The following is a 24,958-nucleotide window of genomic DNA, read 5'->3' on the forward strand; positions in this document are numbered from 1 at the left end:
ACGCAGTGCTCACGCCACCACGGGCGGGCACGACATCCCAGCAGCGATCAACTCTCCCGGCCTACCGATAGGGGCACGATCTTTCCGCAGGACTCAGGCGTCCAGGAAAACGAAGTGCTCACCTACCGGCCGGCTACCAACAGGAGTTTGCCGGATGGCTCACTCCCAGAACTGATTAGGAGACCGTCGCATGAGTCCGCTGTCCGACCTGCGCCGGGAAGTGCGGGACCTGTGCCGGAGTTGGCGGGCCGACGGCCGGTACCGGCCGCGGCCGGACGCCTGGCTGCGGTCCTTCGACCTCGACTTCAGCAAGGAGCTCGCCGAGCGCGGCTTGCTGGGCATGACCTGGCCGCGTTCGGTGGGCGGCGGCGAGCGGTCCAACCTGGCGCGGCTGGTGGTCACCGAGGAACTGCTGCGGACGGGCGCGCCGGTGGCCGCGCACTGGATCGGCGACCGGCAGATCGGCCCGTCGATCCTGCGGCACGGCACGCCGCGGCTGCAGCAGGAGATCCTGCCCGGCATCGCCGCGGGCGAGTTCGTGTTCTGCCTGGGCATGAGCGAACCCGACGCCGGCTCGGATCTCGCCGCGGTGCGCACCACCGGCACCCGCGTCGCGGGCGGCTGGCGCATCGACGGCCGGAAGATCTGGACCAGCCACGCGCACCGCGCCACGCACGCCTACCTGCTGGCGCGCACCGAGAAGTCCGAGGTGAAGCACGCCGGGCTCACCGAGTTCGTGCTGGACATGAGCGATCCCGGGGTGTCGGTGTCGCCGATCGTCGACATGGCCGGCTCGCACCACTTCAACGAGGTGGTGTTCGAGAACGTCTTCGTGCCCGAGGACCGGGTGATCGGCGTCGAGGGCAACGCATGGCGGCAGGTCACCGAACAGCTCGCCTACGAGCGCGGCGGGCCGGAGCGGGTGCTGTCCACGTATCCGGTGCTGGAAGAGCTGCTGGGCGGCGGCAACGAAGACGTGGCGGCCGAGGTCGGCGAGCTGGTGGCCCGGCTGGCGACGCTGCGGGCGTTGTGCGCACAGGTCGCCGCGGCGGTCGACGCGGGCGAGGCTCCCGTGCAGGCGGCCGCGACGTTGAAGTACCTCGGCACCGCGTTCGAACGCGACGTGCTCGAATGCGCCCGCCGGGCAATGGATTCCGGGATCGTCTCGCCCGAGAGCACGCTGGGCGAGGCCATCCTCGCCTCGCCCGGTTTCAGCATCCGCGGCGGTTCCTCGGAGGTGCTGCTGTCCATCCTCGCCAAGCAGGAGGCCCGACGTTGAGCAACTCGCTGATCACCGAGGTCGCCGCGGACGTGCTGTCCGGGGCGTCACCGGAGGCACCGGAGGGTGCGCTGCACCCGCTGTGGCCGACGCTGGTCGAACTGGGCTGGCCGCAGGTCGGCATCCCCGAGGAGCGCGGCGGAGCCGGCGGGACGCTGGGCGACCTGACGGAGCTGATCGCCGCGACGGCGGCGAGCGGCGTGAGCGTGCCGCTGCTGGAAACGTCGTTGGCGCAGTGGATTCTCGGCGAGCAGCTCCCGGCGGGGCTGGTCGTCGCGGCCACCGGCCTCGACAACGTCCCGTGGGCCAGGCACGCCGACCACGTCGTGGTGTGCCCCGAACGGGAATCCGCCTACCTGGCCGAGCCGAACGGCGACGTCGAGCACGGGCAGAACCTGGCCGGTGAACCGCGCGACACGATCCGGGTTTCGGGTGCCACGACTCCCCTGCCCGACGCTCCCCCGCACGACGCCGTGCTCGCCCGCGCCGCTGTGCTCAACGCGTCAGCGCTGCTCGGCGCCGCGCGCGGCGCCTACGCGCGCACCCGAGAGCACGTCACGCAGCGGGAGCAGTTCGGTCGCCCGCTCGTCGCGCTCAAGGCGGTGGCCAACGGGCTGGCCGAGATGAGCACCCACCTGGTCGCCACCGAAGCCGCGGTGGCGCGGGCGGTGCGGATCCACGAGGAGGACTCCGCGGAACGCGCCTTCGCCGCCTCGGCGGCCGCGAAGATCACCGCAGCCCGGACGGCCACCAGCATCGCCCGTGCCGCGCACCAGCTGCACGGAGCGATGGGCGTGACCCGCGAGCACTCGCTGCACCACGTCACGCGGAAGTTGTGGGCATGGCGCGACGAATACGGCAGCGAGCGACGCTGGTCGGCCGAGCTGGGGCGGGCGGCGCTCGCGGCAGGCGAGACCGGCCTGTGGGAGCAGCTCACCGCCTGAGCCACTGACTCGTGAGTGTTCGCTCCGGTAAGAACCGGAGTGAACGCTCACGAGCCTCGTCCCCCGCGGCCTTGGCAACTACCAGCCGGAACCGGCCCGAAGGGGCAAGCCGGACTGCCCGGCCCCGCACCATGTCCGATGCCGGGCCGCAGCCCGTATTCTGATGGCGTGACGGCGGCATCCGAATCCTCTGCCCACAACGGCTCCGCCATCCCGCGCGGCCAGGGCGGCGACGCGCTTTCCGTCGCGGCGCGCGAGATCTTCGCCGAACGCGGGTACCACGGCGCGTCCATCCGGGACATCGCCAAGCGGGCCGGGCTGAGCCTGTCCGCGCTGTACTACTGGCATTCCAGCAAGCAGGAGCTGTTCGCCGGGCTGCTGGAGGACAGCGTCAACGACTACGTGCAGGCCTGCGACGCGGCCCTGCGCGACTGCGGCGACGATCCGGCCGAGCGGCTGAGCGCGATCGTGCGCGCCACCGTGGACTACCGGGTGCGGCGGCGGGTGGAAAGCACCATCGCGGTGCGGGAGATCCGCAACCTGGAGGACGAGCACGCGCGTCGGCTCGGCGCGCTGCGCGAGTCGGCGACCCGGCTGTTCCAGGACATCATCGACGACGGCGTGCGGCGCGGGGAATTCCGCTGCGAGCACCCCGCCGAGGCCCGCCGCGCGATCCAGGCCGCCTGCAACGCGATCCCGCAGTGGTACGACCCGGAAAGCGATGTGGGCGCGGCCGAACTCGCCGACCGCTACGTGGCGATCGCGCTGCGCGTCGTCGGCGCCTGACGACTCAGAGCTCGCGGACGAAAGCCGCGCAGTCGGGGCAGTCGTCCAGGTATCGGTGCCGGCAGTCGGCGGTGTGCCGGAGGTACGTGATGGCCTGCTGCGTGCGGCGGACTTCGCTTTCGAGGGCGGCGATCTTCTCCCGCACGACCGCCTGCGCCGCCGACTTCTTCGGCGCCATGGCGGCGGTGACCTCGGGCAACGAGAGTCCCACGCGCCGTAGCTTCAGCACGGTGCGCGCCTGTTCCAGGGCGGCGTCGTCGAAGATGCGGTAGCCGTTGCCGTCGCGGGGCACGGCGAGCGCGCCTGCCTGTTCCCAGTGCCGCAGCACGTGGGCCTCGATGCCGAGCTCCGCGGCCGCTTCCCCGATGGTCCTCACCACGCGCACCTTGCCTTCATGTCGACCTGAACCCCTAGTGTCCGCGGCATGTCTGGAACCATTCTCCCCGCGGTCGGCGAGCGGACCTCATCAGTCCTGGTCACCGGCGCCACCGGCAACCTCGGCCGGGCAGTCGTCGACCGGTTGCGAACCCGCGGTGTGCGGGTTCGCTGCCTTTCCCGACGCCCGCTGCCGGGAATCGAGTCGGTGCGCGGCGACCTCACCGACCCCGCCGTCGTCCGCTCCGCGCTCGCAGGCGTGGACGCCGTGCTCCTCATGTGGCCGCTGCTCGATGCGGCCCCTGCCCACGAACTCGTCGCCGAGCTCGCCGCGGCGGCGCCTCGCGTCGTCTACGTGTCCTCGACGGCCATCGACGACGAAGCCGCCCGCCAGAGCGATCCCATCGTTCAGGTGCACGCGGACGTGGAAGCCCTGCTCGGGGATTCGGGCCTGCGGTGGGCGGCATTGCGCAGCGACACGTTGGCGTCCAACGCCCGGGGCTGGGCTGCTCAGTTGCAGGCAGGCGATGTGGTGTCCGGCCCGGACATCGCGCGGACGGCCGTCGTGGACGAGCGCGACGTGGCTGATGCGGCTGCGGCCGTGCTGCTCGGGGACGACGACCAACGTGGACCGTACGTGCTGACCGGCCCGGAGATCCTCGGTCGTGGCGACCAGGTCGCGTTGCTCGGTACCGCGCTGGGACGCCGCCTGCGCTTCGAGGCCGTTCCCCCTGATCTGGCGCGATCCCGGATGCTCGCGGACGGTCGTCCCGAGCACCTGGTGGAGGCGCTGGTCGCCGCTTCGGCGCACCGCCCGGAGTCGGGTCTCATCACCGGCGACGTGGAGCGCCTGACCGGCCGCCCGCCCGGCACCTTCGGGCGCTGGGCCGTCGACCACGCCGCCGATTTCAGCTGACCGGGCGCGTCGTGCTCGTTCCGATTCTGGGGGGCCGGAATGGAGGCACGTGGGACGTGACCGCTGGCGCAGGGCGCCGTTTTCGCGCGAAACCGTCGCTCCGCGTGAGGAGGGGACGCCGGTTTCGCGCGAAAACGCCACCGAAGTCAGGCGCCGGGACGAGCTTGCCCGGAACCTTTCTGGAACGCCCCCGGGAATCGGGGCGGTCCGGGATCGGCGAACTCGGCTCCGATTTCCGGGCCGCGAAGTTGACCTCCAGCATTGTCGAGATTCTAGCGTCGACCGCGTGATCGAGAACTTATCCGCCGACCCCTGGGGTCGTGAGCGGCCATGACGAAAAACGACACCCTGGCATCGACGCCCGCGCCGCCTGGATTTCCCCGCGTGCTGCTGCCCTTCCGCCGTTCCTCCTACCGCAGGCTCGCCACCGCCTTGTTCTTCGCGCTGTGCACGAGCGGGCTGTGGGTGGTCGCGCAGGTCTGGGAAGTGGTGCGGATCGGCGGCGGCGCCAGCGAACTGTCCTTCGTCGCGGCAGCGGCGTCGCTCGGCGCGCTGCTGCCCCTCCTGCTCGGCGGCGCGGTCGCCGACCGGGTGGCGCAGAAGACGATCCTGATCGCCGTCCAGGGCGCCCACACGCTCGTCCTGACCACCGCAGCCGTGCTGGCGCTGACCGACCAGCTCCGGTTGTGGCACCTCGTCGTGGTCGCATTCCTGGGCGGCACCGCCACGGCGTTCTACTTCCCCGCCTACTCCGCGTGGTTGCCCGCCTTGCTGGCCGAGGACGAGCTCATGGCGGTCAACGGGTTCGAAGGAATGCTGCGGCCGACCATCCAGCAGGCCGCCGGACCCGCGGTCGGCAGCGTCATCATCGCCGCCGCTTCCCCCGGCGCGGCGATGGCCGTGGCCGCGGCGACGGCCTTCGCCGCCTTCTGCGCGTTCCTGGTGGTTCCGCGCACGCCGGTGCGCAGACGGGGCGATGCGCGCAGCGTCGTCGCCGACATCGCCGAGGGATTCCGCTACATGGTGGCCACGCGGTGGCTGCTCGCGTCGCTGATCTTCGCCTCGCTCATGGTGATGATGCTGATGGGCCCGCTGCAGGTGGTGCTGCCGTTCCTCATCAAGGACCGGCTCGGCGGCGGGGCGGAGCAGCACGCGTTGGTGCTGGCCGCGTGGGGAATCGGCGGCGCCGTCGGCTCGCTGGTCATGGGCTCGCTGCGGATGCCTCGCCGCTACCTGACGGTGCTGATCGGGCTGTGGGGGGTGAGTTGCCTGCCGCTCGTGGCCATCGCGTTCGCGGGCGAGCTCTGGATCATCATCGCGGCCGCGTTCGTCGTCGGTGCGATGTTCTCCAGCCCGATGGTCCTGTGGGGAACGCTGCTCCAGCGCCGGGTTCCGCCGCACCTGCTGGGCCGGATCACCAGCCTCGACTTCTTCGTGTCGATCGCGTTCCTGCCCGTCTCGATGGCGGTGGCGGGCCCGGTCGCGGAGCTGATCGGGACGCAGGCGACCTTCCTGCTCGCCGGAACGGTGCCGGCGATCGCGGCCGCGGCGGCGATCGTCTTGGGCAGGCTGCCCGCCGACGAGCTCGCGCATCCGCTCACCCCGGAACGCTCCGCCTAGCGTCGCGCACCAACGCTGGCGGATCGAGCGAACGGCCTGTTCACCTCACCTACCGAGACAAACAGGCCGTTCACTCCACACCAACAACACCAAATGGACGGAGTGAACGGACCATTCACTCCACCCACCGAGACAAACAGGCCGTTCACTCCACACCAACAACACCAAATGGACGGAGTGAACGGACCATTCACTCCACCCACCGAGACAAACAGGCCGTTCACTCCACACCTGGGTTGCGGGCAGGCTCTGCGGCTGTCAGGCCGTCGGGGGCCGTCGCGGCCGTCACCGCCGGTCCAGCAGCTCCACCGGGACTTCTACGTGGCGGGCTCGGAGGAATTCGCCGACCGCCTTGCCGATCGGGTCGACCCGCAGGTTGCTGGAACCGCCGGTGCCCAGCAGTCCACGCAGGACGAAGTGCACCGCGCGGAGGTTGGGGAACTCGTGCCGGACGATCTCCAGGTCCTTCGCCTCCGGCATCAGCCGTCGCAGCTCCTCCGTGCTCAGCAGACCGCGCAGCCACGGCCAGGCCTTCGGGTCGTCGACCCACAGGCCCACGTTGCTGTTGCCGCCCTTGTCGCCGCTGCGCGCGTGCGCGATCCGGCCGAGCGGGACGCGGCGCGTTTCGCCCGCCGGGTTCGGCTCGGGCTCGGGATGCACGGGCTGCGCCGGTTGTTCGGTGGCCGGCGGCGGAGCGATCTGGATCCGGGTACCGTCGTCGAGCACCGCCTCGTGCGGCACGGCGTCCATCGCCAGCAGCGACGGCCAGTAGTCGATGCGCGGCTTGGGAGTCCCGGACTGGCGTGCGGCGCTGTCGGTGTAGAAGCCGGGGATGCTCGACAGGAACAGGCCGCCGAGCCCTTCCGCCAGCTTCTCCAGGGGTGCCCGCTCCGCGGTGGTGGCCATGATGCGCACCTGGACCGTGGCGTCCCACTGCCGTTCCGGGTCCTCCGCCGCGGTGCCGAGGGCGCTCACGTCGAGCTCCGCTTCCGCGCCGTCGAGCAGTGCCTCGGCCTGGGCGCGGATCAGCGCGACCTTCTCGTCGATGTCCAGCCCGGTGGCGTAGAGCGTCGAGACGAACTGGTGGCCGATCGGGGCGAACACCGCGACCTTGGTCGTGGGCGGTGGCGGCGAGCCGGTGGTGCCGGAGAGCTCCACCCGGTCCGGGCCGATCTGCCGCAGCCGCACGGTGTCCAGGTGCGCGGTGACGTCCGGGTTCAGGTAGCGCGGGCCCTGGATCTCGTACACCAGCTGCGCCGTCACGGTGTCCACTGTGACCATTCCGCCGTCGCGGGCGTGCTTGGTGATGATCGCGGTGCCGTCGGCGGCGATCTCGGCGACCGGGAATCCCGGCGCGACCATGCCGGGCACCTGGGTGAACCCGGAGAAGTTGCCGCCGACCGCCTGCGGGCCGCACTCGATGATGTGCCCGGCCACCACCGCGGCGGCGAGTTCGTCCCAGTCGGTGTTGCACCAGCCGTGCCACCAGGCGGCCGGGCCGACGGTCAGCGAGGCGTCGGTGACGCGACCGCAGACCACGATGTCGGCGCCTTCGCGCAGCGCGGCCGCGATGCCCCAGCCGCCCAGGTAGGCGTTGGCCGCGATCGGCCGGACTCCCCAGTCCGACAGCGGCGCGCCGCTGTCCAGGCTCTGCAACGGGTGCCCGGCGGCCTGCAGATCGTCCAATGCGGACAGCACGTTGTCGCCTTCGACGTGCGCGACGCGCAGCCGCACGCCCGCCTCGGCGATCAGCGCCCGCACGGCGTCGGCCAGGCCGGCCGGGTTGAAGCCGCCGGCGTTGACCACGACCCGCGTGCCGCGTTCGGCCAGCGTCGCCAGGTGCGGGCGCAGCTGGCCGAGGAAGTACTCGACGAAGCCCTTCGACGGGTCGCTGCGGTGCCGGGCCGCCAGCATGGCCAGCGTGAACTCGGCGAGGTAGTCGCCGATCAGCACGTCGCACGGATCGCCGGCCACGGCCTCCGCGAAGGCGCTGCGCCGGTCACCGAGGTAGCCGGAGAAGCCGGCGATGCGGATCGCGCGGGTCATGAGTTCCTCCTCTTCCGCGGTCGTGAGCGTTCGTTCCGGTAAGAACCGGCAGGAACGCTCACGAGAGCTCTTGCACCGCTTGCCAGGCGGCTTCGGCCTGGCGCAGTTCGTTCTTCGCGCGGGCTTCGGCGACGTAGCCGTCGTCGCCCATCACACCTGCCAGGTAGCGGGCCCGCACTCCGGCGCTGATGCAGCACGACCGCCACCGCTGGAACGCCACGTAGTACGGCAGGTCCGAGACGTCGCGGCCGACCAGCGCGACGTAGCGGTCGACCAGCTCCGCGCGGGTGGGGAAGCCCGGCTCGGCGGTGGGGCCGAGGGCGGTCGCGGGAGGCAGTTCGTCGCCCGGCTCCACCCAGGTCGCCAGCAGCCAGCCCAGGTCGGCGAGCGGCTCGCCGAGGGTGGCCAGCTCCCAGTCGAAGACGGCCAGCACCTCGCCGTCCGGCGAGAACGACAGGTTGCCCGGCCGGAAGTCGCCGTGCACGATGCCGGTCTCCTGCCTCGGCACCTTCGCCAGCAACACGTCGTGCACGGCGTCCAGCAGCGGCAGGTCCGGCGCGCCGGACTGGTGCACCTGCCGCTGCCAGCGGCGGAGCTGCCGCTCCAGGTAGCCGTCGCGACGCGCGACGTCGCCCAGCCCGACCGAGTCCGGGTCGACGCCGTGCAATGCCGCCATGCACTCCACCGTCGCCAGGCCCGCGCGCCGCCGCGCCGCAGCCGAGAACGACTCCGCCGAATCCGGGCCGGCGAGCACGTGGCCGTCGACGAAGCCCATCACGTAGAACTCGGCGCCGGTCACCGACTCGTCGGCGCAGTACGCGAGCGGGTCGGGAACCGGCACGCCGGTGCCGTGCAGGGCGGAGATGAACCGCCACTCGCGGCTCATGTCGTGCGCCGTCGTGAGCACGCCGCCGGTGGGCGGGCGGCGCAGGGCGCGCACCGCGCCGTCGGCGTCGACGACGCGGTAGGTCAGGTTCGACCGCCCGCCGGAGACCACCGAGAACGTCACCGGCGGGCGCAGTCCCGGCACGTTCTCGGCCAACCAGCGCTCGGTGTTCTCCGGCTCGATGCCACGCAGTTCCACGTCAACCTCGCACTACCTAGGCGTTCCAGTGACAGCCGCTTCGAATCAGTCCTTCACGGCGATCTGCTCGCGCAGTTGGCGTTTGAGAACCTTGCCGGTCGGCGTCCGCGGCAGCGCTTCCGCCCGCACCACCACGTGCGCTGGGACCTTGAAGGCCGCCAGCCGCGCCGCCACGTGCGACCGGAGTTCCTCCGGGGACACCGGGGAATGCAGGTTCACCACCGCCGCGACCTCTTCGCCGAGCGTCGGGTGCGGCAGGCCGATGACCGCGACGTCGGCCACCTCCGGGTGCTCGTAGAGGGCCGCTTCGACCTCCGCGCAGTACACGTTCTCGCCGCCGCGGATCACCACGTCCTTGAGCCGGTCCACCACGTACACCCAGTCGTCCTCGACGTAGCCGAGGTCGCCGGTGCGGAACCAGCCGTCGATGAAGGATTCCGCGGTGGCCTGCGGGTTGTTCCAGTAGCCGCGCACGATGTTCGGCCCGCGGAACCACAGCTCGCCGATCTCGCCGGGCGCCGTGTCATCGCCGGTGGCCGGGTCCACGACGCGCAGGTCCGTGCCCGGCATGCAGCGGCCGACGCTGTTGGAGCGGGCGAGGTAGTCCGCGCCCGCGTTGCCGACCACCGCCGAGGTCGTCTCGGTGAGGCCGTAGCCGTTGGAGGGCGCCACGCCGGTGCCGAAGGCGCCGATGCGCTGCACGAGGTCGGGCGGGATCGGCGCGCCGCCCATGTTCACGCCGTCCAGCCCGGCCACCGCGTCGCCCTGCTCGACCAGGTCCCGCATCACGGTCGGGACGCCGGCCGCGCTGGTCAGCCCCTCGGTCTTGATCAGCCGCGCCGCGGCCTCCCGGTCCCACCGGTACATGGTGGCCAGCTTCGCCCCGGCCAGCGTGCCGAAGTACAGCGTGGTGAGGCCGGCGATGTGGAACATCGGGAAGGTCAGCAGCACGCCGGGCTGTGGTCCCTCGCCCAGCGGCGGGAACTCGCCGCCGTTGGCCAGCGCCGCATGCACGCGCCGGTTCACCACCGTGTTCAGCAGGTTCGTGCAGTGGTTGCGGTGCGTGCCGATCGCGCCCTTGGGGCGGCCGGTGGTGCCGGAGGTGTAGAGGATCGTGGCGTCGTCGTCGGGCCCGATCGCCACGTCCGGCAGGTCCGCGTCCGCGGGCAGCGATGCCAGCAGCTCCGCCCACGCCCGCACGCCCGGCGCCGGATCACCGCCGCGCACCTCGACGACCGGGATGTCGCGGTCCAGCAGGGCGGTTCGCTGCGAGTCGGCGAACACCAGCTTCGCGCCGCAGTCGGTCAGGCCGAAGCGCAGTTCCGCGTCGGTCCACCAGGCGTTGAGCGGCACCGCGACGAGCCCGGCCGCCTGGATCGCCCAGAAGATCGGCACCCATTCCGGGTAGTTGCGCATCGCGATCGCCACGCGGTCGCCGGAGACCAGGCCGTACTCCTCGCGCAGGCTGCGCGCCAAGCCCGCCACCAGCCGGTAGTGCTCCGCGTAGGTGCACCGGTAGCCGTCGTAAACGAGGAAGTCGCGCGCGCCGTAGCCCCGGCTGAACAGCGCCACGTCGCGCAGCGTCGTCGGCCCCTTGGCGTACACCCGCATCGGGATGCCGCCGACGTCCTGCGGCACGATCTCGAACTCACCGCCCGGACCGGTGAGCTCCGCGAGCAACCGGCGTCGCTGGTCCTCCGGCACGTCCCCTCCTTGAGTGTCCACTGTGATCCGTCAAGCTCCGTGGTTGAGCCGCAGGCCCGGGCAGTGCCACTCGGTGGCGTAGAGGATGCCCCAGCCGGACGACGTGATGTAGGCGGTGCGCAGGTCCGGGCCGCCGAAGCAGATGTTGGTGACGTGGAAGTCGTGCTTCGGCGGCTTGATCACGTCCTTGAGCTCGCCGTCCGGCGACAGCACGCTGATCCCGCCGGTCACCAGCGTCGCCACGCACACGTTGCCCTCGGAATCCACGGCCAGCGAGTCCAGCAGCTGATAGCCCTCGAAGCCGTGCAGCAGCTTCGCTCCTGCCGGTCCCTTGCCGCCCCGGCCCAGCTTCCCCGGGCCCTCGACGTCCCAGTACCAGACTCGGCCGGTCGACGTTTCCGCCACGTAGACCCGCGAACCGTCCGGTGACAGCCCGACCCCGTTGGCGTCGGCCAGCGGGTAGGCGATCTCCTCGATGCGGCTGCCGTCGGCGGTGGCGTAGTACAGCCCGCCGCGGTCGGTCTCGCGCGGGCGGCGCTTGCCGAGATCGGTGAAGTAGAAGCCGCCCTCGGCGTCGAAGACGATGTCGTTGGGGCCGCGCAGGCCGTGGCCGTCGACGGCGGTGTAGAGGTCGGTGACCTCGCCGTCCGTGGTGACCCGCTGGATGCGGCCGCCGATGTAGTCGCCGGGCTGCATGCCGGGAACGTCCCGGCCGCCGATGTCGTGCCACTCGAACCCGCCGTTGTTGCAGACGTACACCGCGCCGTCCGGCCCGATCGCCGCCCCGTTGGGCCCGCCACCGCAGTCGGCGACCACCGAAACGTTGCCGTCCGGCGCGACCCGCGACAGCGTGCCGCGCTTGATCTCCACCAGCAGCACGGAGCCGTCGGCGAGGGCCACCGGCCCCTCCGGGAACTGCAGGCCCGATGCGATCGTCGTCAGCTCGGTCATGAGATTCCTCTCGGGTGCCGCGGATTGGCCACCGCGAGCCGGTCGAGCACCTGCTCCCACACGGCGGCGGCCGTTTCCGGTTGCCAGGGATCGAGTTCGCCGTCGCGGATCGCGCCTGCCAGCGCCGCCCGGCCGGCGAGCCCCAGATCCGCGAGCCGGCCTCGGTGCCGCTGCTCCTGCCGCTCCCCCAACGCCAGTTCGCGCTCCACAATGGACAGCGTGTTCGCAGCGACCCGGGACTGGAACCGCATCCTCCCGGTGCTGCCCGGCACGACCTCGTCGCGCAGGAAGTCCGCCACCGCCGCGACGAGTTCCGCCGCCGAAGGCCGCCCGTGCAGATCCGACACCGGCGCCCGGCGTTCCTGCCCGGGACCGGCCGGGCGCGGCACGCCGAGCTCGGCCAGCAGGTCGTGCTCCTGCTCGCAGACGCGCCGGCCGATCGCGGCCAGCTCCATCGACGGCCGCTCGCCGCTGAGGTGCCGTTGCGACTGCGAGCGGCAGATCACGCCCCACCGCGCGGTGCCGAGGATCTCCCACCAGCGCACCGCATCCGGGTCCGGCCGCTGCCCGGCGATCTCCGCGTAGCCGTCGAAGAGTTCTTCCCTGGTGCCGAAACCGCCGACCGGCAGCGGCGATCCGAACCGCCAGGCGTTGACGCACAGCCAGCCCAGGTCCTCCATCGGATCGCCGAGGTGCACCAGCTCCCAGTCCAGCACCGCCCGCAGCCCGTCCGGGCCGACGATCAGGTTCCCGTTGCGGAAATCGCCGTGCACCAACGTTCTTCCGGTGTCGGGCGGCCGGTTCGCGCGCAGCCAGCGGAACGCGATCTCGACCGCGGGCAGCGGTTCGCCGAGCTCCTCGTAGGTCGCCACGAGCTGGTCGAGCGGGTCGGCCGACGGCAGGTCCGGCGCGGGAACGCGGTGGATCAGCGCCGCCGCCCGGCCGAGGTCACGGGCCAGTTTCCCGCGCGCCGCGGCGAATTCCGGCTCGCGCAGCAGGCGCCGGGGAATCGACTCGCCGTCGACGTGCTCGGTGAGCACGTACGGCGAGCCGAGGATCGAGGCATCGGTGCTGTGGTCCACCAGCAGCGGTACCGGAACGCCCGCAGACCGCGCCGCTTCCAGCACCACCGCCTCGCGCGCCATGCCCTCCGGGCGCGCCGCGCCGACCGGGTCGCGCCGCAGCACCAGCCGCCGGGCTCCCCCGTCGAGCTCGACGAACCACGTCTCGCGGCTCGCCCCGCCGCTGGCCTGCGCCAGCCCGGTCACCTCGACCGGGCGGCCAAGCACCGCGGGCAGGCGACGCGCGAGCCCGTCCAGCGGCTCCGCCGCGCTCACCGGCGCCGCCCCGGCCCGGCGAAGCCGAACAGGTAACCGGCGACCTTCCGCTTCTGCACCTCTTCGGAACCTTCGGTGATCCGGTAGCGGCGGTGGTGCCGGTAGATGTGCTCGAACGGAGTGTGCCGGGTGTAGCCGAGCCCGCCGTGCACCTGCATCGCCTGGTCGGCCGCCTCGCACACCAGCCGGTTGGCGCGGAAGTTGCACATCGACACCCGGTCGCTGATCTCGAAGTGCGGCCTGCGGTCCAGCTCCCAGGCGGTCTTGCGCACCAGGCCGCGCAGCAGCTCGGCGTCGGTCTGCAGCTCCACCAGCGGCCACTGGATGGCCTGCCGGCCGGCCAGCGGCTGCCCGAAGGTGACCCGCTCGCGGGCGTATTCGACGCTGCGGTCGATGCAGTACTGGGCCGCGCCGACGCCCGAGGCCGCCTGCCTGATCCGGTTCTCGTGCACGAAGTGCTGCGCCAGCGCGAGCCCGCCGCCGGCCTCGCCGAACACCGCCGAGTCCGGCACCCGCACGTCGCGCAGGGTCACCTCGGCGTGGTCGGTGGGCATGTTGAAGGTCCACCAGTGGAAGTCGACGGAGAAGCCCGGCGCGTCGGTGGGCACGATGAACGCGGTGATGCCGGTGGCCTGGCCGGGCTCGCCGGAGGTGCGGGCGAAGACGATGTCGTGGGTCGCGGAGTGCATCCCGGAGTTGAACCGCTTGGCGCCGTTGATGATCCAGTCGCCGCCCGAGCGGATCGCGGTGGTCTCCAGCCAGGTGGCGTCGCTGCCGTGGTCGGGTTCGGTGAGACCGAACGCGAGCCGCTTGCGGCGCGCCAGCACGGGTTGGAGGAATTCCTCGCGCTGCTCCGGGGTTCCGAACGCCAGCAGCATGTGCACGACCGGGAAATTGCCCACCACCGACGACTCGTTCTGCAGGTCGTTGTGCAGGCCGAGGCCCTTCGCGGCGAGGTGCTCGCGGATCACGGCCATGTCGAAGTTGGTGCCGTCCGAACCGCCCACCTCCGCGGGCAGCCCGTAGCGCAGCCAGCCCGCCCGGTCGGCGCGGCGGAACATCTCGCCGAGCAGTTCCTCCCACTCCCGGCGCGGCGTGCCGCCCGCTTCGAAGTCGGTGCGGGCGAATTCCCGGCGGTGGTCGAAGAACCGCTCGTTGTCGTCCTGCTCCTGCAGCGGGCGGATCTCGGAGTCGATGAACGCGTCGAGCGCGGCGAGACGGCTGACCAGCTCGCCCGGGAGAGCGAAGTCCATGCGTTCTCCTCACGTGTCCCATCGGAATGCGGCGGGGATCACCCCCGCACCGCCGCCGGTTCTCGCGGCGTCATCCGGTGAGGACGGCCCCGATGCCGCGGACGTGCACAGGCCGGGGATCCCGCAGGGGCCGCAAGCCCGTTCTGAAGTCACCTCTTTAACGCTCGTTCAGTGACCCTAGACACGGCGCGGCCGGTAGCACAAGAGGACGAACGAGGGCGTTCTTGACGTCCCGCTCGACCGCCCCATAGCGTGCGGAAATCCCTGGTGCGCAAGGCGTAGTGCCCGCACCGGTTCCAGTGCTCTCAGGAGGGTTCGTGACGACAACGGCCGAGCAACGGGTCAGCTGCACCATCACCGACGGCGTGGCGGACGTGCGGCTGAACCGACCGGACAAGCTCAACGCGCTCGACCAGGCCATGTTCGACGCCCTGGTCGCGACCGGGCTGCGGCTGCGCGACGACGACGGCGTGCGGGCTGTGGTGCTCTCCGGCGAGGGCCGGGCCTTCTGCGCCGGCCTGGACTTCGCCAACTTCCAGCAGATGGCCGACGGCAGCGGCCGGCTGCCCGACCGCAAGGCCGTCACCACCGAGCCGATCGGCCCGGCTAAGGCGCGCGGTCAGCAGGCGGCGCACGTGTGGGCGACGCTGCCGGTGCCGGTGATCGCGGCGGTGCACGGCGTGACGTTCGGCGGCGGCCTGCAGGTGACGCTGGGCGCGGACATCCGGCTCGTGGCGCCGGACGCGAAGCTGTCGGTGATGGAGATCAAGTGGGGAATCGCGCCGGACATGACCGGCACCCAGCTGCTCCCGGAGCTCGTGGGCCGCGACGTCGCCAAGGAGCTGACCTACACCGGCCGCGTCATCAGCGGCGAGGAGGCGGCCGCCCTGGGCCTGTGCACCCGCGTCGAAGCCGACCCGCTGACCGCGGCCCTCGCCCTGGCGGCCGAGATCGCCACCAAGAGCCCGGAAGCGATCCGCTACTCCAAGCAGCTCCTCGACATGGCGGGACACGTGAGCCTCGCCGAGGGCTTCGAGGCGGAGCAGACCGCGATCAAGGCCCTGATCGGCAGCCCCAACCAGGTCGAAGCGGTCAAGTCGAACCTCGAGAAGCGCGCCCCGAACTTCGCCGACCCCACCACCTGAACCCCCGACGTCTCGCTGTCAGGGATCCCCAGTTTCAATTGAAACTGGGAACCCCGACAACCCACCGTCTCAATGAGCGTTTTTCATCCTGGTCGACCCGCAGCCGCGGGCCGCAAAGCCGCACGTCGATGGGATGTCGCATGCGCCGCAGGCGCATAGCCCACCTACGACACTCGCACCGCCGCGGGTTCTCAGAGGTTCCCTGGCGAGGACGGCCCTGACGCCGTGTATTGGGCATACATCAGTCAGGGCACCCACAGACCAGGGAGCCTCTGAGGTTCCGCCACCCGCACCGCCACGCAAAACGAGGTTGGAAAAACCTCAATTGAAACTGTGCCTGGGCACTGGGAGACCCCAGTTTCAATTGAAACTCGGGTTCCCGGGGTCTGGGACCACCGTGAGGGACGGTTTCAATTGAAACTGGGGCGTTGGGTCAGACGCCGTCGGGGCGCCTGGGCCAGGGCGGGATGAAGTCCGGGTAGTCCTGGCTGACCTTGAGCGGGAACTCGGCCGGGCGCTTGGCCAGGAACGACGCGACGCCCTCGGCCGCGTCGGCGGCCGCGCCGAGGTGGTTGATGCCCCTGGAATCCAGGCGGTGCGCCTCCCACGGCGAATCCGCGCTGAGCATGCCCCACAGCAGCTGGCGGGCCACCGCCACCGAAACACCCGAGGTGTTGTCGGCGATCTCGCGGGCGATCGCCCGGGCCGTCGGGAGCAGCTCGTCGTCGGGGACCACGCGGGAGACCAGGCGACCCGCCAGCGCCTCCTCGGCGCCGAAGACCCGGCCGGTGGCCACCCACTCCATCGCCTGCGAGATGCCGACGACGCGCGGCAGGAACCACGTGGAGGCCGCCTCCGGCAGGATGCCGCGGCGGGCGAAGACCAGGCCGAACTTCGCCGACTCGGCGGCCAGCCGGATGTCCATCGGCAGCGTCATGGTCACGCCCACCCCGACCGCCGGGCCGTTGAACGCCGCGATCACCGGCTTGCGCGACGCCGCGATGCGCAGCGCCACCGTGCCGCCGCCGTCGCGCGGCACACCGCCGATCTCCCCGGCCGCCCACCGGTCCTTCGCGCGTTCGGCGTCGGCATCGGCGTTGAAGGTGTCCGAGCCGGAGCTGAGGTCCGCACCGGCGCAGAAGCCGCGGCCGGCGCCCGTGACGATCACCGCGCGCACCGAGTCGTCGGCGTCGGTGGTGTCGAAGGCGTCGATCAGCTCGGCGCGCATGACGTGCGTGAAGGCGTTGAGCTTGTCCGGCCGGTTCAGCGTGATGGTCGCGATGCCGTCGGCGGCCTCGTAGGCGATCTGCTGGTAGCTCATCGCACCATCCACTCGCCGGTGAACACCGCTTCCACCTTGTTCACGAACGCCTCCCGCGCGGCCGGGCCGTCCGCGGTGGCGAAGTTGACGACCTGGGCGCGGGCCTCGTTCTCCAGCGCCTCCCGGAAGCTCTGGTGCGCGCCGGCGTGCAGCATGTCCTTGCTCTGCGCCATCGCGATCGGCGGGCCCTGCGCCAGCCGCCCCGCGACGTCGGCGACGAACTCGTCGAGCTCGTGGTCCTCCTTGATCCAGGTGACCAGCCCGAGTTCCAGGGCCTCCTTCGCGCCGATGATCTCGCCGAGCAGCGCGAGCCGCTTCGCCTGCTGCATCCCGACGATCCGCGGCAGCAGCCAGGAGCCGCCGAAGTCCAGCGACAGGCCGCGCTTGGAGAAGATCTGCGAGAACCGCGCATCCGGCGTGGACACCACCAGGTCGCAGCCCAGCGCCAGGTTCCAGCCCGCGCCGACGGCGACGCCGCGCACCTTCGCCACCACCGGCTTGGGCAGTTCGTACAGCGTCAGCGCGACATCGTTGATGCCGTGCATCCGGTGCAGCGGGTGCTGCGAGCCGCGGTCGGTGCTGAGGTCCGCGCCGGCGCAGAAGTCACCGCCCTCGCCGGTGAGCACCACGGCTCGCACGCTGTCTTCGCTCGCCGCGTGCTCGAGCGCCTTCTGCAACGCCAGCCAGGTCTGCCCGTCGATGGCGTTCTTCCGGCGCGGCCGGTTGATCGTCACCGTCAGCACGGGGCCGTCCTGGGCCAGCAGAACCGTGTCACCGTCCATTGTGCTCACACGTTCCCATCGTTTCGCGTGCGGCGGCGCGACCCGCCAGCCGTGTATCGTTCGTTAAGTTAGCATCCGGTGGCACCACCTCCCAAGCATCGATCGGCGCTTGAAAACCACGCGGCGCAATGGAAAAGTCGAGGCTCGGGCGCCTCGGCGCGCGCCGAGATCCGACCCCGGCGGGGAAGGGGAACGATGGCCATCAACGACGATGACGACTTCCTGCGCGCGGCGATAGGCGAGGCCTAGATCCCGGCGCTGCTGCCCGCGCCGGCCCAGCTGACCGGAGACCTGTCGCTGCTGCGCGACGACCTGCGACCCGACCCGACCGACCGGTTCAGCCCGCAGGGCGCGCTCGGCGACGAGCAGCTGGCCGCATCCAATCACCTAGGCAGGCGCGCAGCCTCGTATCGACTTCGGTGGGCCAGATGCTTGAATGATCGTTGTGAAGGCGAATACGGAACCGCACCATGACCGGGAGGAACCTCCCGCCTTCAGGCGGGAGAGGACGTCAAAGCTTCTCCTTCACCGACACACAACACATGGAGCACTGGAAGCGCACGAAGCGGCCCGATCCGGCCGACTTCCTGCTGCGCGGCGGAGAAAGCGAGTGAGCATGTCCGAAGTGGAGTACCGGCAGGCGCGGTTCTCGGCACCGGCCGGATCCACCGATGTCCTGCTGATCCGGCACGGCGAATCCGAACCGGCGCGACCGGGCCGGTCGTTCCCGCTGGTCGACGGCCAAGGCGACCCGGAGCTCGCGCCGGCTGGCCGGGAGCACGCCGAGCGGGTCGCGCGGCGCCTGGTCGGCGAGGACCTCGACGCGATCTACGTGACCACGCTGCGGCGAACGGCCCAGACGGCGGCGCCGCTGGCCGCCCGCCTCGGCCTGACGCCGCGGGTCGAGCCCGGCATGCGCGAAGTGCACCTGGGCGACTGGGAAGGCGGGCTGTTCCGGCAGAAGGTCGCGCAGAACGACCCGGTGATCCAGAAGATGCACGCCGAACAGCGCTGGGACGTCATCCCGGGCGCGGAATCCACCGAGGACCTGACCACCCGGGTGCGCGAGGCGATCGAACGCCTCGCCGGCGCGCACCCGGACCAGCGCATCGCGGTGTTCACCCACGGCGGCGTCATCGGCCAGGTGATAGCCATGGCGGCGGGCTCCCGCCCGATGGCGTTCCTGGGCGCGAACAACGGTTCGATCTCGCAGATCGTGGTCACCGGGGACCGCTGGATCATCCGCCGCTTCAACGACTCGGCGCACCTCGACGAAGGCCTCGGCCAAGCGGCAGCCGCCCTGAGCTGACACCTGTGGGTCTTCCGGCCAGCGCTGCCCGGAAGACCCGCGATCCGACCCCTCCGGCAAGCGAGACCGTTGGGTTCAGCCGTGCCTGAAGAGTCATCCAGGCGCCGACCCGATTCTCAACACCTGATAATCCCGGGCGACGGGAGCAACTGCCCCGTGAGCCTGTTGAGTACCCAACGTACACACGCGCGTTGAACAGCGGAACCACTACTTCAGGACCCGTTCCCGACAGCAAAGCGACCGGGCGCCAGCTGGTCCGCCACGCTGTCCGGGATCGCCTCCGACGCGCCCTTGCGGTCGCCGGACTCCCATGCCCGCCATCTCGGCTTGAGCTCCTCGCGCCGCCCGCTGATTACGCGCTGCGCATCGCATTTCCCTGCCCAAGGCGAGCGACGTAGACGGTGTTGGCAGCTTTCCCGCCCCCATATGGATTGTCGAAGTCCACTACGTGAGCTTCGGCGGTAGCGAAGACCGCGGTGAGCGTCGAGGCGAAATCCTCGTCCGGCGGATCATCGGACCACAGTGCGAACACCCCGCCCGGTTGAAGGTGCCGGGCGAGTCGACGCAGCCCTTCGGGGGTGTAGAACGAGGCGTGGCCGGGGTCCAGGACGTGACGGGGCGAGTGGTCGATGTCGACGAGGATCGCGTGGAACCTCCGACCGGGCACATCCGGGTCGAACCCCGCAGCCGCACGGGCCATGCCGAAGAAATCACCGTGCACGAAACGATTTCGCGGGTCGACGGACAGCGACTCGCCCAACGGCAGCAGCCGGCGCCGGTGCCACTCGATCACCTCGCCCAGTCCTTCGACAACGGTCAGCGAGCGCACGCGCGCATCCGCCAGCGCGGCCCACGCCGTGTAGCCGAGCCCGAGCCCACCGACCACGACGTCGAGACCAGTGTCAGGCAGCCCGGCCAGACCCAGCCTCGCGAGCTCGACCTCGGCGACCGTGAACAGGCTCGACATCAGGTACTCGTCGTCGAGCTTGACCTCGTAGACGTCCACTTCGAGCAGCGGATCCCGTCGGCGTCGCAGGCTGACCACGCCGATCGGCGTCTCCCGCCAGTCTATTTCCTCAAAGCGCGAGCTCAATTCCGCCATCCAATTCGGGTCGTCTTCTCGCTGCACCGTGCCAACCCGGCCCGCGATCACCGGGCCACGTCCACCGCCCGGCCGGACGCGTGGCAGCCGACGTGGCCCGACTCCGATCACGCGGACTGCATGGCTTGCGGCGTCATCTGACGGCACATGCCGGCACACCGCGTCATCATGTCCGCCAACTCGGACATCTCTCGACTTTCCATCCGCCTGCACGCCTCGGCACTCATCTCGCACATGTCCGCGCACATCCCGCACATCCGCACGCACATCTGCACCATGTCCGAACTGGCTTTCGCCATGCTCGAACAGCGCATCATCATGTCCGCGCACATGCGACACATGTCCGCGCAGGACATCATCATCATGCTCATCTGCATGGCCGGCTCGCTGTGGATTTCCATGCAGCGGGACAGCATCTGCTCGCACATGTCGTGGCACTTGTTGCACGTCTCGATGCATTGCTGCATTTCGGTGCTCATCTGCCGTGTCATTCGTGAACCTCCAACGATCTCCGATCCGATCGGGGGGCGAACCAACGGGCGCGCAAACGCGCTCCGGTTAGCACCCCAAGGAGCTCTGCGTACTCCTGACCAGGCAAGATCGCACTTCGTGGCTACGAGGTCAGGCTCCGACCGCGAGTTGGGGTCACCCATGTCCGCCGACGTTCATCGCGGTCCTCCCGACGCGCCACGGCAGGACGGAACGCGCACGTGCGCACGTTCGGGGCAATACGCATCCCGAACGTGCGCACGTGCGTTGAACACCAGAAAAGCTACTTCAGGCCCAGGGAGCGGATGGCTGTGGCCGGGTCACCCTGGGTCATCAGGGCGATCGCCGGGGTGGTGACCCCGTTGGCCATGTACTGCTGGATCCGCTCCCGGCAGTGCGCCGCCGGGCCGTGGACCACCAGGTCGTCGACCACGCTGTCCGGGATCGCCGCCAGCGCCGCCTTCCGGTCTCCCGACTCCCACGCCTGCCACATCGGCTTGAGCTCCTCGCGCCCCAGCCACTCGTGGAACGCCCGGTACACCGGCACGTTCATGTACGCCGCGATCTGCCGCCGGGCCACGCCGCGCGCCGTGTCCGCGTCGGTGTCGGGCATGACGAAGATCCGCGCCACGATCTCCTTGTCCGGCCCGCCCTCGTGCACGTGCGGGACCACGGTGCGCACGTCGTCGGCGGACAGCCAGTTGATGATCGCCCCGTCGGCCTCCCGGCCCGCCAGCCGCAGCATGCCCGGCCGCAGCGCGGCGACCAGCAGCGGCGGTGGCGGATCGGCGACGACGCCCGCGGTGAAGCCCTGCACCTGGAACGTGTCGTAGTTCTCGGTGACCTTCTCGCCGCGCAGCGCCTTGCGCAGGAACCGCAGCGTGTCGCGCACCCGCTTGTAGGGCTCCTCGAACGGAATGCCGTTCCAGCGCTGCACGATCACGTTCGACGACGTGCCGATGCCCAGCGCGAACCGGCCCGGCGCGGCCGCCGCCAGCGTCGCCGCGCTCATCGCCAGCGTCGCCGGGCCGCGGGTGTAGACCGGGACGATCGCGGTGCCCAGTCGCAGCTTCGGCGCCCACGAGCTGGCCAGCGCCAGCGGGGTGAACGCGTCGGTGCCGTTGGCTTCCGCCGACCACACGTCGGTGTAGCCCAGGTCCGGGAGTTCGGTGATCAGCTCCCGCTGGTCGGCCAGCGGCAGCCCCTGGAACGGGACCGTGATGCCCCAACGTCGTTCCACGACAATCCCTTTCGTCGTTGCGTCACGGACGCGCGTAGCGCGCCTTGAGCTTTCCCTTGACCAGCTTCCCCGTCGGCGTCCGCGGGAGCTCGTCGAGGAAGTCCACGCTGCGCGGCGCCTTGTAGTGCGCCACCCGCTCCCGGGCGTAGGCGAGGATCTCCCGCTCCAGCTCCGGCCCGGGCTCGGCGCCCGGAGCCGGTTGCACCACCGCCTTGACCGACTCGCCCATCTCGTCGTCGGGCACCCCGAACACCGCGACGTCGAGGATGGCCGGGTGCAGCGCCAGCACGTTCTCCACCTCCTGCGGGTAGATGTTCACCCCGCCGGAGATGATCATGAACGCCTTGCGGTCGGTGAGGAACAGGAAGCCGTCCTCGTCGAGATAGCCGAGATCGCCCATGGTGGCCCAGTTCTCGTGCTCGGCATGCTTCACCGACCGGGTCTTCTCCCGGTCTCCCAGGTATTCGAAGGTGATCTCGTCCCGCTGGAAGTAGATCCCGCCGACCTCGCCGGGCGGCAGCAGCCGGCCGTCGTCGTCGCAGATCCGGACCTCGCCGAGCACTGCGACGCCCACCGAGCCGGGCTTCTCCAGCCACCGCGCGGAATCGATCATCGTCATGCCGATGCCCTCGGTGGAGGCGTAGTACTCGATGAGGACCGGTCCCCACCAGTCGATCATCTGCCGCTTGACGTCGACCGGGCACGGCGCGGCGGCGTGCACCGCGACCCGGTGCGTGGAGAGGTCGTAGCGCCGCCGGACCTCCGGATCGAGCTTGAGCATCCGGACGAACATGGTCGGCACCCACTGGCTGTGCGTGATGCCGTAGCGCTCGATGGCCTGCAGAGCGCCTTCGGCGTCGAAGCGCTCCATCATCACCACCGTTCCGCCGAGCGCGTGCACCGAAGCGCAGTACCGCAGCGGCGCCGCGTGGTACACCGGCGCGGGCGAGAGGTAGACGGAGTTCTCGTCGAATCCGTAGACGCCGCGCAGGAGGTCGACGAGCGTGTCACCGGGCTCGTCCACCTGCCGGTCGGGCAGGTTCGGCTTGATCCCCTTGGGGCGCCCGGTGGTTCCGGAGGAGTACAGCAGGTCCGCGCCGCGCGGCTGCACCGCGGGCACCTCGTCGGACGCAGCGGCCAGGGCCTCCTCGTAGGCCTCGTAGCCGGGCACCGAGCCGCCGTAGGCCATCCGCACGCGCACCTCGGGAACCCGGTCCGCCACGTTCGCCGCGAGCTCGCCCAACGCGGCCGAGACCACCAGCGCGCGGGCGCCGGAATCGTTGACTATGTAAGCGATCTCGTCGGATTGCAGGTGGTTGTTGACCGCGCACACGTACAGCCCGGAACGCACCGCCGCCCAGTAGACCTCGTAGGCGTGGACCGAGTTGTCGGTGAGCAGCGCGACCACGTCGCCCTTGGCCAGCCCGGCAGCGCGCAGCAGGTTCGCCAGCCGCAGGGATCGGTCGTCGAGCTCGCGATAGGTCAGCCGCTCCCCCGAACTGGCCATGATCAGCGCAGGCTTGTCGGGGTTCGCGGCGGCGTGGATTCCTGGAAACATGCGGCTCCTCCTCGAACCTCATGCGACGGTCACACGATGCGCTCCAGCTCTCCGAACAGCCGCTTGTTCTGCTCGGCGTTGGGCACCACGAAGGTGCCTTCGGCTTCCACCAGCACGGTGTCGGGATCGTCGGCGGTGCTGATCGTGGCGACCGAATTCGTCCACCGCCCGTCGAGCTGGACCACGCGGCCGACGATGCGCAGCGGCGCCGTCAGCGGCACCGGCCGCCGGTAGCGGAGCGCCAGCTTCACGGTCATGCCGGGCTTGCCGTTCGCGGCGTGCGCGTGCCCGAGGATCTGGTCCAGCAGCATCGCGCTGATGCCGCCGTGCACATAGCTGGGCGGCCCCTCGTAGGCCAGGCCGAGTTCGCAGGTGCCGATCGCGACGCCGTCGACGATCTCCACCCGCATCGGCGGCGCGATCGGGTTGCCCGGCCCGGCGGCTGGGCTGTACATCCGCCGGGGCCGCCGCCCGTCGTCCACAGTGGCCAGTTGGCCGCGTTCGCGGCGCGCGGCGGCCAGCGCCGGCACCAGAGCGCGGACCTGTTCCGCGGTCTCGACCAGCGTCTCGGTGTCGACCTCCGTGGACACCGCGGCGTCGATCAGCTCGCGCACCGCGGCGCCGAGCTCACGAACCGCTTGCCGGCGCTCCCGCAGGTCGGTTTCGGCGTCGTGCGACAAGGCGCTCACTCACCTCGCCAAACCGGCGCGCGCTTCTCGGCGAACGCCAGCGCGCCTTCCTGGGCGTCCGCGGACTTGAACACCGGCGCGCTGATCTCGGCCTGGTTCGCGAAGGCCTCCGCGTCGGTCCAGCGGACCGCCCCGGCCACGATCTGCTTGGTGGCGCGGACGGCCAGCGGGCCGTTGACGGCCACCCGGGCGGCCAGCGCCTTCGCCCCGGCCAGCGCGCCGCCGGGCTCGGTGAGCTCGTTGACCAGGCCGTGCGCGTGGGCGACCTCGGCGGTCAGCGGGTCGCCGGTCAGCGCGACCTGCATGGCCAGCTGGTACGGCAGCGTCTTCGGCAGCCGCAGCAGGCCGCCCGCGGCCGCGACCAGGCCGCGCTTGACCTCAGGAAGGCCGAACTTCGCCTCGCGGGAGGCGACGATCAGATCGCAGGCCAGCGCCAGCTCGCAGCCGCCGGCCAGGGCCCAGCCCTCGACGGCGGCGATCAGCGGCTTCGACGGCGGGCGTTCGGTGACCCCGCCGAAGCCGCGGCCGGGGATCGACGGCCGCTCGCCGCGGGTGAACGCCTTGAGGTCCATGCCCGCGCAGAAGGTGCCGCCCGCGCCGGTGAGGATGCCGATCACCGCGTCCGACCGCTCCTCGAGCTCGTCGATCGCGGCGGCCAGCCCCTCGGCCACGGTGCGGTTCACCGCGTTGCGGGCTTCGGGCCGGTCGATCGTGATCACGGCGACGCCATCGGCGATCTCGGTCAGGACGCTGTCACCCACGCTGTCTCCTCCGGTTAGGCAAAGAGCGGCCTCCAGTTTTACCCGCCCGCCACCGGCAGTCCAGACCGACCGTCCGGTCTGACGCAGATCGAGCGCCGCACAGACCCATAGCCACGACCAATAGCACCCGCTCCCGCACTTCGCCTTTCTCCACGCACGCAACTCGCACCGCCGCGGGTTCTCAAAGGTGTCCTGCGGGGAAACCCCGCACCCCGGGCTATCTCGGGAGGACAGCCCCAGCGCCGCGTATTGGACATACACAAGTCG

Annotated in this window: 22 protein-coding genes; 7 read left to right on the top strand and 15 right to left on the bottom strand. The window is 70.9% G+C overall.

Annotation, left to right across the window (positions count from 1 at the left end; all coding sequences use genetic code 11):
- The first annotated feature begins 190 nt into the window (after positions 1 to 190).
- The 3 genes from AC07EQ_RS25425 to AC07EQ_RS25435 all read left to right on the top strand — a co-directional run bounded on the left by AC07EQ_RS25425 (position 191) and on the right by AC07EQ_RS25435 (position 3,009).
- Positions 191 to 1,279 (top strand): acyl-CoA dehydrogenase family protein, encoded by a 1,089-nt coding sequence (locus tag AC07EQ_RS25425; RefSeq protein ID WP_478390389.1) that lies wholly within the window; start codon positions 191 to 193, stop codon positions 1,277 to 1,279.
- Positions 1,276 to 2,223, top strand: a complete 948-nt coding sequence (locus AC07EQ_RS25430; RefSeq protein WP_478390390.1) for an acyl-CoA dehydrogenase family protein — start codon at positions 1,276 to 1,278, stop codon at positions 2,221 to 2,223. The genes AC07EQ_RS25425 and AC07EQ_RS25430 overlap by 4 nt, the downstream gene beginning before the upstream one ends.
- A 168-nt stretch (positions 2,224 to 2,391) precedes the next feature.
- Positions 2,392 to 3,009: a TetR/AcrR family transcriptional regulator gene (locus tag AC07EQ_RS25435; protein ID WP_358569158.1), complete on the top strand. Its 618-nt coding sequence runs from the start codon at positions 2,392 to 2,394 to the stop codon at positions 3,007 to 3,009.
- Between the two features lie 4 nt (positions 3,010 to 3,013).
- On the opposite strand, the gene AC07EQ_RS25440 is transcribed toward AC07EQ_RS25435, so the two are convergent.
- A complete protein-coding gene (locus AC07EQ_RS25440) occupies positions 3,014 to 3,385 on the bottom strand; it encodes a MerR family transcriptional regulator (RefSeq protein ID WP_358569161.1) in 372 nt (123 codons plus the stop codon).
- Positions 3,386 to 3,433: 48 nt separating this feature from the next.
- Between AC07EQ_RS25440 and AC07EQ_RS25445 the strand changes: the two genes are divergently transcribed.
- Both AC07EQ_RS25445 and AC07EQ_RS25450 read left to right on the top strand, forming a co-directional pair.
- The gene (locus AC07EQ_RS25445) at positions 3,434 to 4,300 is read left to right on the top strand and encodes an NAD(P)H-binding protein (RefSeq protein ID WP_478390391.1); all 867 of its coding nucleotides are present in this window, start codon (positions 3,434 to 3,436) and stop codon (positions 4,298 to 4,300) included.
- 330 nt (positions 4,301 to 4,630) lie between these two features.
- On the top strand, positions 4,631 to 5,920 hold the full coding sequence (locus AC07EQ_RS25450) for an MFS transporter (protein WP_478390392.1): 1,290 nt from the start codon (positions 4,631 to 4,633) through the stop codon (positions 5,918 to 5,920).
- 285 nt (positions 5,921 to 6,205) lie between these two features.
- Here AC07EQ_RS25450 and AC07EQ_RS25455 read toward each other — a convergent pair whose 3' ends face one another.
- The 6 genes from AC07EQ_RS25455 to AC07EQ_RS25480 are packed head-to-tail and all read right to left on the bottom strand — an operon-like array spanning position 6,206 to position 14,295.
- A complete protein-coding gene (locus AC07EQ_RS25455) occupies positions 6,206 to 7,966 on the bottom strand; it encodes an acyclic terpene utilization AtuA family protein (protein ID WP_478390393.1) in 1,761 nt (586 codons plus the stop codon).
- A gap of 58 nt (positions 7,967 to 8,024) precedes the next feature.
- Positions 8,025 to 9,050 (bottom strand): phosphotransferase family protein, encoded by a 1,026-nt coding sequence (locus AC07EQ_RS25460; protein ID WP_478390394.1) that lies wholly within the window; start codon positions 9,048 to 9,050, stop codon positions 8,025 to 8,027.
- 45 nt (positions 9,051 to 9,095) lie between these two features.
- Positions 9,096 to 10,754 carry a class I adenylate-forming enzyme family protein gene (locus tag AC07EQ_RS25465; protein WP_478390395.1) on the bottom strand — a complete coding sequence of 553 codons (1,659 nt, stop codon included), beginning with the start codon at positions 10,752 to 10,754 and terminating at the stop codon, positions 9,096 to 9,098.
- Between the two features lie 30 nt (positions 10,755 to 10,784).
- Positions 10,785 to 11,705, bottom strand: a complete 921-nt coding sequence (locus tag AC07EQ_RS25470) for an SMP-30/gluconolactonase/LRE family protein (RefSeq protein ID WP_478390396.1) — start codon at positions 11,703 to 11,705, stop codon at positions 10,785 to 10,787.
- On the bottom strand, positions 11,702 to 13,042 hold the full coding sequence (locus AC07EQ_RS25475) for a phosphotransferase family protein (RefSeq protein WP_478390397.1): 1,341 nt from the start codon (positions 13,040 to 13,042) through the stop codon (positions 11,702 to 11,704). The genes AC07EQ_RS25470 and AC07EQ_RS25475 overlap by 4 nt, the downstream gene beginning before the upstream one ends.
- A complete protein-coding gene (locus AC07EQ_RS25480) occupies positions 13,039 to 14,295 on the bottom strand; it encodes an acyl-CoA dehydrogenase family protein (protein ID WP_478390398.1) in 1,257 nt (418 codons plus the stop codon). Before AC07EQ_RS25480 ends, AC07EQ_RS25475 begins: the two co-directional genes overlap by 4 nt.
- Before the next feature lie 317 nt (positions 14,296 to 14,612).
- On the opposite strand from AC07EQ_RS25480, the gene AC07EQ_RS25485 reads away from it, so the two are divergent.
- Positions 14,613 to 15,440 (top strand): crotonase/enoyl-CoA hydratase family protein, encoded by an 828-nt coding sequence (locus AC07EQ_RS25485; RefSeq protein ID WP_478390399.1) that lies wholly within the window; start codon positions 14,613 to 14,615, stop codon positions 15,438 to 15,440.
- 433 nt (positions 15,441 to 15,873) lie between these two features.
- Here AC07EQ_RS25485 and AC07EQ_RS25490 read toward each other — a convergent pair whose 3' ends face one another.
- Together AC07EQ_RS25490 and AC07EQ_RS25495 are read right to left on the bottom strand one after the other, a co-directional pair.
- Positions 15,874 to 16,761: a crotonase/enoyl-CoA hydratase family protein gene (locus AC07EQ_RS25490; RefSeq protein WP_478390400.1), complete on the bottom strand. Its 888-nt coding sequence runs from the start codon at positions 16,759 to 16,761 to the stop codon at positions 15,874 to 15,876.
- The gene (locus AC07EQ_RS25495) at positions 16,758 to 17,543 is read right to left on the bottom strand and encodes an enoyl-CoA hydratase/isomerase family protein (protein WP_478390521.1); all 786 of its coding nucleotides are present in this window, start codon (positions 17,541 to 17,543) and stop codon (positions 16,758 to 16,760) included. The genes AC07EQ_RS25490 and AC07EQ_RS25495 overlap by 4 nt, the downstream gene beginning before the upstream one ends.
- Before the next feature lie 616 nt (positions 17,544 to 18,159).
- On the opposite strand from AC07EQ_RS25495, the gene AC07EQ_RS25500 reads away from it, so the two are divergent.
- On the top strand, positions 18,160 to 18,852 hold the full coding sequence (locus AC07EQ_RS25500; RefSeq protein WP_478390522.1) for a histidine phosphatase family protein: 693 nt from the start codon (positions 18,160 to 18,162) through the stop codon (positions 18,850 to 18,852).
- 352 nt (positions 18,853 to 19,204) lie between these two features.
- Here AC07EQ_RS25500 and AC07EQ_RS25505 read toward each other — a convergent pair whose 3' ends face one another.
- From AC07EQ_RS25505 to AC07EQ_RS25530, 6 genes are all read right to left on the bottom strand, one after another.
- Entirely contained in the window at positions 19,205 to 19,945 is a 741-nt protein-coding gene (locus tag AC07EQ_RS25505) for a polyamine aminopropyltransferase (RefSeq protein WP_478390401.1), read from the bottom strand.
- Positions 19,946 to 20,061: 116 nt separating this feature from the next.
- Positions 20,062 to 20,445 (bottom strand): four-helix bundle copper-binding protein, encoded by a 384-nt coding sequence (locus tag AC07EQ_RS25510; protein ID WP_478390402.1) that lies wholly within the window; start codon positions 20,443 to 20,445, stop codon positions 20,062 to 20,064.
- A 281-nt stretch (positions 20,446 to 20,726) separates the two neighbouring features.
- On the bottom strand, positions 20,727 to 21,683 hold the full coding sequence (locus tag AC07EQ_RS25515) for an LLM class F420-dependent oxidoreductase (RefSeq protein ID WP_478390403.1): 957 nt from the start codon (positions 21,681 to 21,683) through the stop codon (positions 20,727 to 20,729).
- A 22-nt stretch (positions 21,684 to 21,705) separates the two neighbouring features.
- Entirely contained in the window at positions 21,706 to 23,241 is a 1,536-nt protein-coding gene (locus tag AC07EQ_RS25520; RefSeq protein WP_478390404.1) for an acyl-CoA synthetase, read from the bottom strand.
- Between the two features lie 29 nt (positions 23,242 to 23,270).
- Positions 23,271 to 23,930 (bottom strand): PaaI family thioesterase, encoded by a 660-nt coding sequence (locus tag AC07EQ_RS25525; protein WP_478390405.1) that lies wholly within the window; start codon positions 23,928 to 23,930, stop codon positions 23,271 to 23,273.
- Positions 23,927 to 24,691, bottom strand: coding sequence for a crotonase/enoyl-CoA hydratase family protein (locus AC07EQ_RS25530; protein WP_358569209.1), 765 nt, complete (start codon positions 24,689 to 24,691; stop codon positions 23,927 to 23,929). The genes AC07EQ_RS25525 and AC07EQ_RS25530 overlap by 4 nt, the downstream gene beginning before the upstream one ends.
- Between the last annotated feature and the right edge of the window lie 267 nt (positions 24,692 to 24,958).

Source organism: Saccharopolyspora sp. NPDC045839 (assembly GCF_056431645.1).